The 15739-nt window shown below is 59.5% G+C and carries 14 protein-coding genes; 4 read left to right on the forward strand and 10 right to left on the reverse strand.

Features of this window, described 5'->3' with window-relative positions; translation table 11 throughout:
* The first annotated feature begins 39 nt into the window (after positions 1 to 39).
* Positions 40 to 1479 carry an Asp-tRNA(Asn)/Glu-tRNA(Gln) amidotransferase subunit GatA gene (gene gatA / locus P4G45_RS02625; RefSeq protein WP_348268143.1) on the forward strand — a complete coding sequence of 480 codons (1440 nt, stop codon included), beginning with the start codon at positions 40 to 42 and terminating at the stop codon, positions 1477 to 1479.
* 30 nt (positions 1480 to 1509) lie between these two features.
* On the opposite strand, the gene P4G45_RS02630 is transcribed toward gatA, so the two are convergent.
* The 5 genes from P4G45_RS02630 to P4G45_RS02650 all read right to left on the reverse strand — a co-directional run bounded on the left by P4G45_RS02630 (position 1510) and on the right by P4G45_RS02650 (position 7643).
* Complete coding sequence (locus tag P4G45_RS02630; RefSeq protein WP_348268144.1) at positions 1510 to 2133, reverse strand: HPP family protein; 624 nt, start codon at positions 2131 to 2133, stop codon at positions 1510 to 1512.
* A 26-nt stretch (positions 2134 to 2159) separates the two neighbouring features.
* The gene (locus P4G45_RS02635) at positions 2160 to 3827 is read right to left on the reverse strand and encodes a molybdopterin-dependent oxidoreductase (RefSeq protein WP_348268145.1); all 1668 of its coding nucleotides are present in this window, start codon (positions 3825 to 3827) and stop codon (positions 2160 to 2162) included.
* Between the two features lie 108 nt (positions 3828 to 3935).
* Complete coding sequence (locus P4G45_RS02640; RefSeq protein WP_348268146.1) at positions 3936 to 4679, reverse strand: hypothetical protein; 744 nt, start codon at positions 4677 to 4679, stop codon at positions 3936 to 3938.
* A gap of 45 nt (positions 4680 to 4724) precedes the next feature.
* Positions 4725 to 6062: an MFS transporter gene (locus tag P4G45_RS02645; RefSeq protein WP_348268147.1), complete on the reverse strand. Its 1338-nt coding sequence runs from the start codon at positions 6060 to 6062 to the stop codon at positions 4725 to 4727.
* A gap of 90 nt (positions 6063 to 6152) precedes the next feature.
* Entirely contained in the window at positions 6153 to 7643 is a 1491-nt protein-coding gene (locus tag P4G45_RS02650) for a TolC family protein (RefSeq protein WP_348268148.1), read from the reverse strand.
* Positions 7644 to 7771: 128 nt separating this feature from the next.
* On the opposite strand from P4G45_RS02650, the gene P4G45_RS02655 reads away from it, so the two are divergent.
* On the forward strand, positions 7772 to 8446 hold the full coding sequence (locus tag P4G45_RS02655) for a thioredoxin domain-containing protein (RefSeq protein ID WP_348268149.1): 675 nt from the start codon (positions 7772 to 7774) through the stop codon (positions 8444 to 8446).
* 92 nt (positions 8447 to 8538) lie between these two features.
* Here P4G45_RS02655 and P4G45_RS02660 read toward each other — a convergent pair whose 3' ends face one another.
* The 4 genes from P4G45_RS02660 to P4G45_RS02675 all read right to left on the reverse strand — a co-directional run bounded on the left by P4G45_RS02660 (position 8539) and on the right by P4G45_RS02675 (position 12435).
* Positions 8539 to 9597: a radical SAM protein gene (locus P4G45_RS02660; RefSeq protein WP_348268150.1), complete on the reverse strand. Its 1059-nt coding sequence runs from the start codon at positions 9595 to 9597 to the stop codon at positions 8539 to 8541.
* A gap of 45 nt (positions 9598 to 9642) precedes the next feature.
* A complete protein-coding gene (locus tag P4G45_RS02665) occupies positions 9643 to 10617 on the reverse strand; it encodes a PDZ domain-containing protein (RefSeq protein WP_348268151.1) in 975 nt (324 codons plus the stop codon).
* Positions 10618 to 10635: 18 nt separating this feature from the next.
* A complete protein-coding gene (locus tag P4G45_RS02670; protein WP_348268152.1) occupies positions 10636 to 11598 on the reverse strand; it encodes a HEAT repeat domain-containing protein in 963 nt (320 codons plus the stop codon).
* 81 nt (positions 11599 to 11679) lie between these two features.
* Positions 11680 to 12435 (reverse strand): RNA polymerase sigma factor, encoded by a 756-nt coding sequence (locus tag P4G45_RS02675; RefSeq protein WP_348268153.1) that lies wholly within the window; start codon positions 12433 to 12435, stop codon positions 11680 to 11682.
* Positions 12436 to 12581: 146 nt separating this feature from the next.
* On the opposite strand from P4G45_RS02675, the gene P4G45_RS02680 reads away from it, so the two are divergent.
* Positions 12582 to 13262, forward strand: a complete 681-nt coding sequence (locus tag P4G45_RS02680) for a ribonuclease HI family protein (RefSeq protein ID WP_348268154.1) — start codon at positions 12582 to 12584, stop codon at positions 13260 to 13262.
* Here P4G45_RS02680 and P4G45_RS02685 read toward each other — a convergent pair.
* Entirely contained in the window at positions 13249 to 13710 is a 462-nt protein-coding gene (locus P4G45_RS02685) for a MarR family transcriptional regulator (protein WP_348268155.1), read from the reverse strand. The two genes, P4G45_RS02680 and P4G45_RS02685, sit on opposite strands and share 14 nt — an antisense overlap.
* 166 nt (positions 13711 to 13876) lie before the next feature.
* Here P4G45_RS02685 and P4G45_RS02690 point away from each other — a divergent pair, with 166 nt between their 5' ends.
* Positions 13877 to 15688: a TonB-dependent receptor domain-containing protein gene (locus P4G45_RS02690; protein WP_348268156.1), complete on the forward strand. Its 1812-nt coding sequence runs from the start codon at positions 13877 to 13879 to the stop codon at positions 15686 to 15688.
* Positions 15689 to 15739 lie beyond the last annotated feature (51 nt).

Consider the following 15739-nt stretch of genomic DNA (forward strand, 5'->3'; position numbering starts at 1 on the left):
AAAAATATTTCCGAGAGCTCAAAAGGGATAGGCACTGAGATGGATTTTACGATTGATGGGGTGCGGGCTGGTGTAGCGGACGGGTCGGCCACTGCTACGGCTTTGGCGGAGCTGCACTACTCGCGAATTGCTGCGGATGACGGGAACGAAGGCAAGGCAATCAATAGCTTTCTGGCTTTGAGCAAAGATCGGGCGCTTGCCCAGGCGGCGAAGATCGACGCGCTGGCGGCAAAGGGTAAGGAGCTGCCTGCGCTGGCCGGGGTTCCGGTGGGGATCAAGGACGTGCTGACGATGCAGGGTGCTCCGGCTACGGCTGGATCGCTGATTCTAAAGGGATATTTGCCTCCTTATGACGCTACCGCGGTGACGAAGCTGGAGGCTGCCGGGGCGGTTTTGCTGGGGAAGTTGAACTGCGACGAGTTTGCGATGGGATCGTCGAATGAAAACTCGGCTTATGGGCCGGTGCTGAATCCGCGGGCTCTGGATCGGGTTCCGGGTGGGTCGAGCGGTGGTAGTGCGGCGGCGGTGGCGGCGGGATTTGCCGTGGCTACGCTGGGGACAGATACGGGCGGCTCGATTCGCCAGCCTGCGGCTTTTTGTGGCGTTGTGGGTGTGCTGCCGACTTACGGGCGGGTTTCGCGGTATGGGCTGATTGCGTTTGCTTCGTCCCTGGACCGGGTGGGGCCGTTTACCAATAATGTGAAGGATGCCGCCACTGTTTTGCAGGTGCTTGCCGGGCGGGACGTTATGGACGAGACTTCGTCTGATCGTCCGGTTGGAGATTATATTGGAGCTCTGCAGAAGCCAGTGGAAGGGCTGCGGATCGGGGTGCCGAAGGAGTATTTCGGAGAAGGTTTGGACCCCGAGATCCGGGCTGCAATCGAGCGGGTTCTGGACGGACTTAAGGAAGAGAAATGCGTGATCAAGCCGATCAGCTTGCCGCACACAAAGTACGCGATTCCGACCTATTACGTGCTCGCGACGGCGGAGGCTTCGTCGAACCTGTCACGGTTCGATGGAGTGAGGTTCGGTTTGCGAGACGCCGAGGCGAAGACGCTTTCGGCGATGTATCGCAAGACGCGGGATGCCGGGTTTGGGCCGGAGGTGAAGCGGCGGATTCTGCTGGGGACGTATGGGCTTTCGGCTGGATATTACGACGCTTACTACAAGAAGGCGCAGCAGGTTCGGGCATTGCTGACGAGGGACTTTCTGACGGCGTTCAACGAGGTCGATGTGATTGTAGGGCCGATGACTCCTACTCCCGCGTTCAAACTGGGGGAGAAGACGGACGATCCGGTGGCGATGTATCTGGCCGACATCTACTCAGTTGCGGCCAGCCTGGCGGGAATCTGTGGAGTGAGTGTGCCTTGCGGGGAAACCAAGGACGGTTTGCCGATTGGGGTGCAGGTGATGGGACGGCACTTCGACGAGGGGACTATGTTGCGGGTTGGGTTGGCGGTTGAGGAGATGCAGGGCTGAGGTCTGCGGTGATTGCTCTCCAGAACGTGACTATACGGTGGATGGGGCGCTCGGCTTCCGCTCCCAGAGGGGATAGTCGAGGCCAGCGATGCGGTTGATGGCCCAGGCTTGCGCGGTCAGCAGGATGACGGCGATCTCGATGATGACGAGATACTCGGGCTTGGTGAGGATGCCGAGGGAGACGATCAGCGTGGTCGCGCCTGCAGGGGGATGGCTGACGCGGAGGAGTACCATGATGGCTCCGGTAGCAGCGAGAGAGAGTGCGGCGGCCATCGCTTCATGCCAAGTGACCTCTGAGAGGGCCGCGGTGATAAAGCCGTGACTGCCCATCACGATATAGGCGGCGTATCCGCAGATGAGGCCGATGGCGTGGCCGAGAATCGCATGGCGCGGGCTGGAGGATCTGCCGAGAGGCGCAAAAAAGAAGAGATAGGCGGTAGGGCCGAGCGAGGGGAAGACGAAGGGGCTGCCGGTGATCGTTGCCAGCAGGGAGAGAAGCATGATGGTGAGGAAGCTGTTGAAGAAGACGTAGGCCGCCCAAACGATACGCGGGGGCAGGTGTTTCAACAGCCAGTGCAGGCGGATGCGGTGTAGCAGTTCGACGACCTGCCGTGCTGCCTCGTGTTCTTCTTCGGCGAACCAGGAACGACGCATTCTTTACCTCGGCAGATCGTGTCCGGTTAGATGTTGGGGAGGAGGTCGAAGTATTCGTCGTCTTCGTTCGATCCGCCTTCGCCTTTGCCTACGGTTTCGATGGATTCGATGAACTCGATTCGTTCGATCCATTTGACCATCTTGTAGCCGAGCTGGTTTTCGACGCGCAGGCGCAAGGGGGCGCCGTAGACTCCGGTGAGTGGCGCGCTATTCATGTCGAAGGCGAGCATGGCTTGCGGCTTCATGGCGTTGTAGATGCTTTGCGTGTCATAGTAGGCGTCGCCGTAGAGTGAGTCGCCGAAGGAGTAGAACGCCAGCACATGAGCTCCGGGGCGGGGCTTGACGTGCTCGATGAGCTTTTGCAGCGAGAGGCCGCGCCACTCCGCGATGCCCGACCAGCCCTGAATGCAGTGGTGCATAGTGATGGTGTCTTCTGCCTGCATCGCGCGCATGTCGTCGAGCGATAGCTCAACGGGGTTTTCGACCATGCCGCCGACTTTGAGGCGAAAGTCTTTGAAGCCGTCAGCTTCCATTTGTTTCCAGTCTTCGCGTGTGGGCATCTTGCCGTTGGGCCAGAAGCGCGGGGAGATCTGCTCGCGGGTATAGGTCTGCTGCGGGATGAGGCGGTCGAGCGTCACCAGCCGGACCGGCTCGGTGACGGCGCGCTGGGCGTGTTGCAGGCCGCGGGGAAAGTACCACGAGATGTAATGCGCGGCGATCCACGAGAGCACGACGACGGCGATGCCTATGAGGCCGAGCACAAGCCCTGTCCACTGCATGTTATCGACACCGAGGACGATGTGGTTCATGTTGCGGCGCAGGCCGGTCAGCGCGATCAGCGTTACATGCACGACGACGAAACCGGCGAAGCCCACCAGCATGAGGAAGTGGATGGAGCGGGCGCACTGGCGGCCTCCGAAGAGCTTGGCGTAGCGCGGCCAGCGGTTGACCAGCGCGGGGGACATCGCCATTCCGGTCAGGATCGAGAGCGGCGCCATGACGAAGACGGTGGCGAAGTAGGCGAGTTGCTGGAGGGCGTTGTATCCGTAGAAGCCGTTGGGCTCGGGCGGGAAATGGAAGTTCGCGTAGTGGACGAAGGTGTTCCATGCATCGACGAAGACGGCGGTCGAAGTCGGTACGAGGCGCTGCCATTGCTCACTGGTGAGTAGTCCGCAGACGAAGAAGATTCCGGTGAGGACGAATCCATAGACGGTGATGAAGTGCCAGGCGCGAGCGATGCCTATGGTGTGGCGATAGCCGGGCGTGGACACCATGGGCGAGATGTAACGGGCGTCGTCTTTCGCGGTCCACACGCGGTCTGAGGGCACCTTCAAGGGGGTGAAGCGGAGCCACTCGGTGCCGGGGGTACAGTGGTCGTTGAGATAGAGGCGCGGGTGGTCCATCAGGATCGAGAGGCCGCTGCGCATGAGCATAAAGAGGAAGAACATGTTGAAGAAGTGCGTCCAGCGTATCCAGACGGGGAAGCCATGCGGTCCGCTCATCGCGCCCTCGATGGAGGCGGAGGAGGATGCGATGTAGGGCATCCCAAAGATCGCTACCTCAAGCCATGCCAGCATCAATGGCACGGCTACAAGCAGGATCAGGATTGTCAGGACAGAGGGGCGAATCCAGATGCGGAAACGCCGGTCGGGTGGGTAGTGCACGGCACGGTGCGCATTATCGAACGGGATCATACGGTACCTCGGTCAGCGACCCCATCCTATAGTGCTGCGCGGGTAATAGTGTGAAAGAGGGGCTTAATACCGATTTGCACCGATGAAATCCGATTTTATCGGTGGGTTCTAGAAGCCCTGGTCGGCGCGGAAGGCGGTGACCTTGTTGTTAACGAAGGTGACAGCCATGGGGTGGCCCGTGTTGGCGAAGACGACCATGCGGTTGCCGTAGTCCTGACTGACGCTCTTGCTTACCTGGCCGAGCGCGAGTTCGACCTGGCGCTCGTTCATGCCGAGGATGACCTGGTGGGAATCGACGGCTTTCCAGATCTCAGGGCCCCAGTGTTTGTAGAGGACGTGCGGGTCGTCGTAGAAGAAGATTTCGTCGTTGTAGAAGGTATATTGGCCATCCTGCCGGTAGCCTACGGGCGTGGCATATTCCTTGGCAGGATCAGACGACTTGGGCAATGTGAAGACGAGCGATACCTGACGGTCGCCGCCGGGGATGCGGAAGGTGGCGCTCTTGGGGGCGACCTGTTCGACTGCACCTTTGATGAGCAGAGGCTCGGCACCGAGAAGTGTTCCTGCACTCTTGGCGTAGACGACCTTGTGGCCGACGTAGGGGTAATAGTCCAATTGGCCACCGGCCGAGATCCATACGGTGGTCCCGAAGAGCGTCTTGATGTCGGCCATGGAATCGGGGCGCTCTTTCTTCAGGAAGACGAGATCGTCATCGGAGAGCTTTGCGGTCGCCGCAGCGGGCGGAAGTTTTATAGGGGCGTTGCGCTCGTGGTAGATCATGCCGATGCGTCCGCCGACTGCCGCCAGCAAGATGATGGTTCCTGCGATTGCTGCTTTTGCGCCGTTCTGCATCCAGTGCCTCCCTCGAGCTGTTGGAACTATTCACTACTTTCTCATTCAATCGACACGTTCGGCCAGACTCAATTCTCTTTCCGGCCCCATCAACGACTCTGCTGTCAGGGCGTCGGCGCGGCGAAGGGCGGGGAAGAGCGCTGCTCCCGCGCTCATGACGACGAGTGTGCCGATGCCTCCAACGACGACGGCGCGGACTGCTCCCCACCAATGGGCGGTAAGGCCGCTTTCGAACTCGCCAAATTCGTTGGATGCGCCGATGAAGAGCCAGTTGACGGCGCTGACGCGGCCACGCATCTCGGGGGGCGTGGCCAACTGCAAGACGCTGCCCCGGATGACGACGCTGACCATGTCGCTGCCGCCGACGATGACGAGCGCGATGAGGCTGATCCAGATATTTTTTGAAAGTCCGAAGACGATAGTGGCTGCACCGAAGATTCCGACGCAGCTGAGCATGAGCCATCCGGCGTTACGCTGGATGGGCTTGACGACCATCAGCAGGGAGACGGCGAGAGCCCCTAGAGCGGGCATGGCGCGGAGCAGGCCGAGACCTCGCGGGCCGGCGTGAAGAATGTCTGTCGCGAAGATGGGCAAGAGCGCTACCGCCCCGCCCAGAAGTACGGCGAAGAGATCGAGCGAGATGGAACCGAGCAGCAACTTTGTCTTCCAGACATATTCGAGCCCTGCCAGCATGCTCTTTGCGTTGAACTGCGTCTTCGTGGCGCGATCCATCTTGGTTCGGATCATCCCTGCCAGAATGAGGAAGCCGAGCAGCGTGAAGAGCGTGAAGGCATAGACGATGGCCGCGCCGTTCCAGGGTGTCATCATGCCGACCAATGGCAGAGTGAAGAGCAGGCCGCCTACGGTAGGGCCGACCATGTTCGCGGCCTGATAGATGGTCGCTCCCCAGGTGACGGCGTTGACGAAGTGGCCTTTGGGGACGAGGCTGGGCAGCATCGCGCTTGAGGCCGGGCCGCTGAACGCCCTGCCCACTCCGATGCCGAGCAGCACGGCGTAGATGGGCCAGACGCGGCCGTTGGAGATGTGGGTTTTGGTCAGCGAGAGCCAGAGCAACGCCATGGTACAAAGCGCCTGTAGACCGTAACAGGCGAGGATGATCTTTCGGCGATCGAACCGGTCGGCGATATGGCCGGCGGGCAACACCATGAACAGACCCGGAAGGAAGAGGGCCAACCCCGTGAGGCCCAGATCGAGTGCGGAGTGGGTGATCGCGTAAACCTGCCAGGCTACGGCAACTGACTGCGCCTCGGCGCCGACGATGACCATGAGACGCGCTGACTGATAGAGACGAAAATCCCGCGAGTGGAAGGCACTTCCCGCCTTCGCTTCCGTTACCGCTGCCTTACTGCCACCCTCAGACATACCGTATGTTTTCACATTTCAGGGAGAAAGGGCGCGAAGCCAATGGTTTATCCGGGCAAATGCAATGTTGCTTTTTGAGTATAGGTACGCTTAGCGGCCCAGATAAACTTGGTACTGAGTTTCGACTACGCCGGTGTTGCGGGCGAGGGTCAACTTCGACTGGTTGTATTGATAGAGCGTCTGCACCAGCTTGGTCTGCGAATCAGCCAGCATGGCCTGGGCCTCCACCACGGGAAGATTGTCCGAGACGCCGGCCTGAAAGCGGTCGATGGACTGCTGCAGCTCCTGCGTGGACAGATCGACATTGCTGCGGGCTACCTTGACGAGTTGAGCGGAGGACTGGACATCGAGCATGGCGGAGCGAATCTGCTGCTCGATGGTGACTCGCAGCGATGTAATCTGCTGGTGAAGTGCGTTGACCTGCGCATCGGCGACCTCGCGCTCTCCGCGCAGCTGGGCTTCCTGGAAGATGGGAATCTTTACGCTGCCCGTGGCCGCAAATACACCGTGGTACAGTCCGTGAGTTTCGCCGAGAACTCCATAGTGGCCGCCGAACGAGAGTGTCGGCAGGCGCTCGTACTTCACTGCTTTCTCCGCACGTTCAGCTACCTCCATCTGCGCCTGCAGGCTGAGCAGGTCCTTGCGCCGCTTATAGGCAAGCGACTTGGCATCTTCGAGAGGAAGCTCGGCGAACTCCGAGTAGGGAGTCTTGTCCGTCAGCGTCAGCTCCTGGTCCGCCGGCAGGCCGATCAGACGGCTGAGCGCAATCTTGTCCTTTGCAAAGGTGTTTTCGGAGTTGATGACGGTCTGCTGCTGCGCCTGGAGCTGCACGCGGGCGCGGAGCACGTCGAGGTTTGTGCCTACGCCAGCGTCGTGCGATGCGATGGCCTGGTGAAGTACTAGTTCATCGGCCTTTTCGAGTGCCTGCGCGTTTTCGATCTGCGAGGCGTCGGCCAGCGCTCGCAGATATTGTGTGCCTACCTGGAGGACCACCGTGCCCTCAGCATTGAGGGTCGTCATCGAAGCGACGGTATCGGCCTTTTGCGCGGAACGGTAGAGGTAATATGCCGGGACATTGAAGAGCTGCTGGTCGAGATTCAATTGCGCGCCCGTCGTGTCCAACTTGACGATTGTTGAAAAGCTACCGGGAGCGACCCCGAATTGATGCAGCAGAGCGGCAAGCGACTGGGGCTTGAAGCCCAGCGCGGCGAGGTTAATCATCTGTGTCTGGGTGAACGCCTCCGCGGTGACCGACGGCAGAAGGTTATTGGCCACTGTCAAAACCTGGCCATGAACCATACGCTGGTTCTGGCGGGCGAGCTCCATCTGCAGGCTGTGCTGAACACCCCAGACGATGGCCTCGTCAAGGCTAAGCGGCAGCGCAGAGGGTGTCGCCCGGTTGATGGTCACGCCGCCGGGAAGCGTTGGGGTCAGGACGTGAGGAGCGGGAGCAGAGGGCAGATCCTGACCTGAACTCGGCGCGGAAGACTGTGCAAACGCAGGCACGCTCAGGCTGGCGCAGATTGCCAGCAGCAGACACACCTTCATATTGGTAGCAAAATAACGCAGAGATCCTCTCAAGCTTACTTCGTTAGATTACTTAGACTGCCTTCCGGTTGCGAAATCTAAAGCGCAAATTAAAGGCAGGTTCAGAAGGGCAATCGCTTTTCGTCTAAAATACTTAACACAATCCTATGCGTCTTACATCCATGAATCGCATTGCCCTCGTCGCTGCCAGCCTGTGTGTTTCCCTTTCGCTCTCCGCGCCCGTGTTTGCGCAATATTCTGCGCCACCAAACACCGGGACGCCCTTCAAAGATACTTCGATGCTTAAGCCGCCTGCCGGAGCGCGGGTCGCGATTATCGAGTTCGAAGACCTGGAGTGCCCCGCCTGTTCCCACGCGTTCCCAATCACGCGCGGTGCCGCCGAGCACTACAAGATTCCGCTGGTACACCATGATTTTCCGCTGAAGATGCATATCTGGAGCCTGGATGCGGCGATCACAGCGCGCTATATGCAGGACAAGATCTCTCCGCAGGCGGCTGAGGATTATCGCCGGGCAGTCTTCGCGAATCAGAATTCGATCGCCTCGAAGGAAGACCTGGAGAACTTTACACGGCACTACTTCCAGACGCATGGCCGCGAGATGCCCTTCGTGGTCGATCCGACAGGCCAATTCGCCCGTGAGGTCCATGCGGATTACGAGCTTGGCGAGCGTGTCGGCCTGACGCAGACGCCTACGATCTTCGTGGTCACGCCCAAGCATTGGACGCAGGTCACTGATGTCAATCAGCTTTATCAGACCATCGATACGGCTTTGGCTGAGACTCCCGCAACGACGGTACGCAGCAACCTGCGTCACGCGTCGAAACCACAGCGATAGAGCGATTTTTTAATAGGATGGATCTCAAAAACAAATCCTCCGCCAAAGGGCGGAGGATTTGTTTTTGAAGTATAGCTTCTTTGCTGGCCGCTTTAGCGGATCTGGACAAGCTCCGGATCGGCTTTGTGTCCTGCACCGCCAGGAGTGATGGTGGTTTTCTGCGGGGCGCGCCAGTGGTCGATGTAGCTGACCTGATGCACGCAACTGATGGTGCAGTTAGGGGAGCAGCTCTTCTCGGTGAGAAACTCGCGCTTGACGTCGGCGGTCTGGTAACCAGCTAACGGGACACCCGGGTAGCCGCGCTGCTGGCTGCAATAGTGCACCAGGCCGAACTCGCAGATATACAGGTAGCGGCTTCCGGCACGGCAACGCCAGTCATTCGTTTTGCCGTTGGCGATTGCCTCCTGAAAGTGGTTGAAACGCGAGTAGCTGCGGCGGGTAAGTTTACGAACCTTGTCCCAGACGGTGCGTTCGGCTTCGCCCAGCGGCTTCAACTGCCCGCTGCCATCGTGGATGATGCCGATGGTGGAACTGAATCCCAGCCCCAGCGCCCGTTCGCTTACGGTCAGCGCATCGTTCGGGTTGGCGATGCCGCCGCCGACGACGGAGTTGATGTTGACGTGAAAGTCGGCGTGCTCGGCGAGCATCTGGAGCTTCTTGTCGAGCACCTTCAGGCTCTTTTTGGAGACGGCATCCGGCATCACATTGTCGATGGAGATCTGCATGTGGTCGAGGCCGGCCTTGTTCAGGCGCTCGATGCGGTCGGGCATCAGCAGATAGCCGTTGGTGATCATTCCGGCGATGGCGCCGGTCTTACGGATGCGCGCGATGATCTGGTCGAGCTCGGGGTGCAGCAGCGGCTCTCCGCCGGAGATGGTGATGACGGAGGTGCCCAACCGGCCAAGGTGGTCGATGCGGCGCAGCATCTCGTCGAGCGGCACGGGGTCGGAGACATCATCGAACTCGTTGCAGTAGGTGCAGGCCAGATTGCAGCGGCGCATCGGCACGATATGCGCCATGTACGGGTGTCCGGTCGAAGCCAGTGCCGAGCCGATTGAGCCCAGCTCACGCATCTTGCGCGTGATGGCCTTCCATCGCCGCTTTGCAGTCATGGGACGGCGGCCAGTTCCTGAGGTAGAGGGAGATTCCATACTTACTTCTAAGTATATAGAAACAGTCTTGATGCTGAATGGGCGCTACAGCTCTGCGACCTGATTGTGGTCTGCGCAAGCAAACGGCCACACTACGCTGGAGCGTTTCTTGCTGTCCGGAGTGAGAGTCATGGTCTGCTCGTGGCGGTCGCGCAACACCAGTAAGACCACCGGCTTGCCCCGGTTTTGGTGCATGGTCTTTGACCACTCGTTTCCGGTCGTCACTGGCACCTGGTTTACCTGCATGACGACGTCGCCGGCGCGCAGGCCCGCATCCTCTGCCGGACTATTGGCCTCAACGCTTCTCACCAGTAACCCGGCATTACCTTCCACACCGAAGAACTCCGCCAGCTGCGGGCCCATGACCTCAAGCTGCGCTCCGGTGAATGAGGCGTTCAGGACCGTCGTTGCGCCGAGAAAATCCCGATGCGCTTTCGCTCCCTTGCCGACGGAAGTATCGGAGTGGAAAAAGCCGTTCCCCACCGGGGGTACAGGCCCATTATCAGGACCGGGGTCGGGCACCACGAGGTGCTGCTCCCATGCCCGGCGCTCGACCTCCTGCCGGTCGGCGAGCTGTGTCGTCAGCGTATGCTGCTGACCGTCCCGGATGATCACAAAGGTGACCGATCGGCCCGCGGGAGTCTCGCGAAGTAACTGGCGGAGGTGCTCTCGCCCCTGAATTTGTACACCGTTCATCTGCAGGATTACGTCGTGCTTCTGGAGCCCCATCTTCCCCGCCGGACCGTCATGGTCTACATGGATCACCTCGGCGCCGTTGGTGTCGTTCAACTTCAGGGGACCCACCTGGTCCTGGGTGACATTGCGAATATCGACGCCAAGATATCCCTGGGTCATGTGGGGTGCTGTGCCGGAACGGGCGGCTCCGTGAATCTTTGCGGAGAGAGGGAGGGCAACGGTCATGGCAACGGCGGGGCGGCAGAGGCCTATCGCCGCCAAGCCTAGCGGCAGCACCAGTGGAAGTACCAGCGCAGCGGCTTGCGGTAGTGCATAGTGCTTCATCTTCATGGGTCTCATTGCCTACTGAATGTCCGCGGCATCCTGCAAGGCCTGATAGGAAGCAGTTCGGATGTAGGGATTCTCATCCTGGGTCGAGACCGTCCGCAGCACCTCGCGTACGCTCGAGTCCGCCTGTACCGGCTCCAACATGCCAATTGCCGTCGTCCGTATCTTGGCATCGGAGTCATGCATCAGAGCCTCCAGCACGCCATCGCGGACCCGCTGATCTTGTCCAATGTAGTGTTGCAGTCCTTCCAGCGCCTTCATCCGAACACTGGCATTCTTGTCGTAGCGCAGTGAGACCAGCAGCGCACTGCGAATGTCCTGGCCATCGTTTTCGCCCGTGCAGGCGTGGCCTGCCTTGCACTCATGCGCGAGCAGGGAGACGGAGTCGGCGCGAACCCCGTTGGTTGCCGCCGCATTCGTGCCTGCCAGCAGCAGCTGGCGAATCTCCGGCGAGTCCAGCGAACCTTCCATCGTCTCGGGAACCAGCTTGTTGTATCTGACCTGCACCAGCTCCGAGTTCGGCGTTTGGACGATCCCCGTCACGTTCGCAATCGTGGCCTGCGTGGGGTTGCTCAGGGTCACCGTGCTTTTGGGCTTGGGCGCGTGCGCCACTTCATAGCGATAGGTAAAGTTCCCTGCGAGAAAACCTACACCCAATAGCAGAGTCGCCAGCGCGGGTGCGCTTTGAAGATGGCCCATCCATGCAATCAGGCCGCGGCGAAACTGGGTGAAGATGCCATGCGGAGGGATCGCGTCCAGCTCTTCGTCCAGCCTGACTCTCGCCTGTGCCAGCAGGTTGGGAGAAGGCTCGACTACAGGGAGCAGCGCGAGATGCTCATCCAATTCACTAATTGCGTCCAGTTCGCTGCGACAGTCCTCGCATCCGTCGAGATGCTGCTCCAGCGGGATCGCGTATTCATCCGGCAACTCGCCATAACTTGCTAGAAGGATGTTCTCTTTTGCGGTTTCGCACTTCATCGCCCTACCTCAACCAGCCTCAGAAATTTATTACTGCCAGCGGGTCTGTCATGTCTGCCCGTCTTTTTATTCATTTGCTGTCTACCGCACACCGGCGAGGTTCGCGCGAAGCTTGCGAGTGGCCCGGAACAGCGTGTTCTTTGCCGTCTCTTCGGTGGTGCTCAACATCTCGCCAATCGTCCGTAGCTTCAGTCCCTGGTAGTGCTTCAGCTCAAATACAGTGCGTTCGCGGGGCGTCAGCTTATCCAGCGCCTCGCTGATCCTCAGGCTCATCACCTTCCGGTCAAGCTCCCGTGCGGGGTTCGCCATGGAACGGTCGTCAGTGATGTTCGCCATCAGGTCCATCTCGCCGCCGCTCGAATCGAGCACGGTTGCCGGATCTTCCCGGCGGCTCTTTCGCCTGCGTAACTGATCCAGGCAAAGGTTCGTGACAATACGGTAAAGCCACGTATAGAACGAGCACTCGAATCGGAAGTTTCCCAGGTGGCGGTATGCCTTGATAAAGGCCTCCTGGTGAACATCCTGCGCATCCTGCTCATTGCCAAGCATATGCAGCGCCAGCCGAAGCACAGACTGGTCATAGCGGCGTACCAGCGCGTCGAAGGCGGTCCGCTGACCTCGCTGGGCCTCACGGATCAACTCGTCGTCTTCAATGCGCTGCTGAGCGCGAGCCTCGATCTGCGCCTGCGTCAGCTTGCCACCATTTCTGGTGCCGGATTGTGTGACCGCTTTTGCCATGCCTGGCAATGATTCTACCGCTGCGGCATCACGCAATCCCAAGGCGAACGGACTTGGCCGCCGCCCAACTGGATTTACCCCAATTGCTTCAACGCTCATTTGTCTGACTCCGGAGTCAGGAAATCGAATTCACTTCAATAGACCGGTTGCCGAACCAAAAGGTAAGCAGGGCACAATTTTAAATAGAAAAATATCCATCTGAAGGGCATCGACCGACGTACCGGCCCATCCAGTAAACTCACAAAATGTCCTCAAGCAGCCTTTTTCCCCGACAAGACCAAAAGACCGACTGGATCTCTGCCCACTGCGATGGCGGAGCCCGCGGCAACCCCGGCCCCGCCGGTTACGGTGCAATGATCCAGGACGCCAACGGCATGGTCATCGCCGAACTGAGCGAATTTTTGGGCATCCGGACTAACAACTTTGCCGAATATTCCGGGCTGCTCGGCTGCCTTCAGTTTGCCCTCGACAACCACTACTCCCGGCTCCGCGTGGTTTCGGACTCGGAGCTGATGGTCAAGCAGATTCAGGGGAAATATCAGGTAAAAAGCCCCGATCTGAAGCCTCTGTATGAAGAGGCAAAGCGCCGCATCGCCAGACTCGAAAAGTTCGAGATAAGCCATGCCCTTCGCCATAAGAACAAAGATGCTGACCGCCTTGCCAACGAAGCGATGGACCGTGGCATGAACCGCTCTCCCGCTAAAATTCCGGTGGCCACAAAACCGGGTGCCCCTCGTCCGGCCATTGCGAACATAGGCGAAGCGCCGCTCAGAGCCACGCCCTACCCACAGAAGGCCGAAGCCCCACCCAATCCTTACGCCAAAGCTGACGCCATGCTGCGTGGCTTCACCAAAGATGGAGTCATCCATGTGCTCGGTGGCGCGACTTTGCCGGATGGGATCTTCGTCAAGATCATTCGCGAATAGAGGGGGCCTCGGTGTTGATCTCAGGCCGTTTGTCAGCCTCGTCAGCCGACCGCGCCAGTCCTGAGCAAAGGGACTCCACGGCAAACATCCGCGCCAGCATCGATTCCAGCCCCGATGTCCCGACGATTTGCTCGAACTGGCCTTGCATCAGATGAAGAATTCCTACCACACGGGTGGCCCGCTTCTTTCCGGCAGGTTGCAGCGTCAGTTGGAATGCCCGCGCGTCCTCTGGATCGACCCGCCGCCTCACCAGCCCTTTGGCCTCGAGCGACGAGATGCAGTGGCTCACATTGCCCCGCGTCGTGTGAAACGTCTTCGCCAGCTCCGACGGCTTGATGCCGCGCTTCTTCTCGAAGAAGATCGCTGCCAGCACCAGCGCCTCAAAGAATGTCACTCCCTCCCGGCGAAGAATTCGGGTAAGCATCGCGTCCAGACGGCGAGCGCTCACGCCGATCTGAAAAACCGGACTTTGTCTCAGAAACGATTCGATTCTCATAGAAGGTCTGGAGCCAATATAGTTGAGATACGAAATAGTTGAATCACTAAACTATTTAGGATTGAACAAAACTATCTCCCCAACTCCGATCTTTCGATAGATCATCGAAAAACAAACCATGTTGAAGATCGCAAAATTCCTTCCCGTCTGCCTTCTCTGCCTCGCTGCCACCGCGCAACAAACGCCTGCTCCCGTCGCCCAGTCCGTCACGGTCACGACCACCGTCCAGCCAATTCCGTTGTCCGAGAGCGACCGTTCCGTGCAGACGCTCGACACCCGCCAGTACCCGCTCCTCTTCAATAGTGTCGTCGATTACCTCAGCCTCGACTCCTCGCTTAATCTGCAGTCCCGCGCGCCTTCCGGTGTGCAATCGGATCTCTCCATTCGAGGCACCACTTTCGAACAGTCCCTTATTTTGCTCAACGGCCTCCGCATCGATGATCCGGAAACCGGCCACCTGAACCTCGACATTCCGGTTCCGCTTGATGCTGTCTCCCGCATCGAGATCCTGCACGGCTCCGGCTCTACCTTTTATGGCTCCGACGCTATCGGCGGCGCTGTCAATCTGATCACTACGGAGCCTACTGCACCGCTCACGGGAGGCCCCTTCTCGCTTACCGTCAAGGCAGGGGGCGGCAACTACTCCTCGGCAGAGCAGTCTTTTCGGGCCGACTACGCCACCAAGCCTTTCTCGGCGGAACTGAGCGGCAGCCGCGACAGCTCCGGCGGCTTCATCGCCGACCGCAACTATGCCAGTAACGCCATCTCCGCCGAAACCTGGCTCAATCTCAAGCCTGGCACGACCGACATCCTCGTCGCGGCCAGCGATCGTCCCTACGGAGCCAACCAGTTTTATGGCCCCTATCCCTCGTGGGAGCGCACCAAGGGCTGGTTTGCCTCCATCCAGCAGCAGCTTGGCCAGAGTACCGCTGCCAACTTCGCCTATCGTCGCCATACCGACATCTTCGTCCTCTTTGTCGACGATCCCAGCATCTACGAAAACAACCACATCGATACCGCTTGGCAGTCCGCGCTGCGCCGCGTGGACAAGCTTGCCACCAACGCGACTCTCTCTTACGGCCTCGAAGCTAACGGAGATGCTATTCAAAGCACGAATCTCGGCCGCCACGCCCGCAACCAGGGCGCAGGATACGCCAACCTCTCACTGCCCTCGCTGGGCCGTTTCTCGCTCTCGCTCGGGGCTCGCGAAGAGATCTTCTCCGGCGGCGACGCTATCTTCTCTCCTAACGCTGCCGCCGCCTTCTCGCTCACCCACACCGTTCGCCTGCGCGCCTCGGCTGGACACGGCTTCCGCCTGCCGACGTACCTCGACCTCTACTACTCCGACCCCGTCAACATCGGCAATCCCAATCTCAAGCCGGAGTCTTCCTGGAGCTATGAGGGCGGCGTTGATTGGACTCCTGCGAGTGGCCGCCTCACGCTTACTGCTACGGGCTTCAGCCTTCATCAGAAGGACGGCATTGACTACTCGAAATACTCGCTTTCCGCTCCATGGCAGGCCACTAACGTTGGCAACTTTAATTACAACGGGGCAGAGACCCAACTTCGCCTACGCCTTCCCGGTTCAGAGCATCTCGACCTGAGCTATACCGCTGTGCGGGCTACGTCGCCGCCGAAGGGGCTTATCTCCGAGTACGCCTTCAACTATGCTGCGCAGAACGCCATCTTTGCCTGGACGGGAGATTTTCACCAGCTCACGGCGCATACGCAGGTAGGCGTCATCCAGAAGACAACTCGAACTGCCTATCCACTATGGGATATTTCGTTGGCTCGCAACAGTGGCAGGCTGCGCCCATACGTCCGTCTTTTGAACCTGAGCAACACCGGCTATCAGGACATTCCCGGCGTTCCGCTGCAGGGCCGCACTATTATGGCGGGCACGGCCTTTACCTGGCCGCGCAAGCAGTGAGTGCAACTGCAAATACAGGGTCTCTCCACTACGCTGCGCTCCGGTCGAGAT

This window comes from Edaphobacter paludis, from assembly GCF_039993895.1.
GTDB classification, from domain to species: Bacteria; Acidobacteriota; Terriglobia; order Terriglobales; family Acidobacteriaceae; genus Edaphobacter; species Edaphobacter paludis.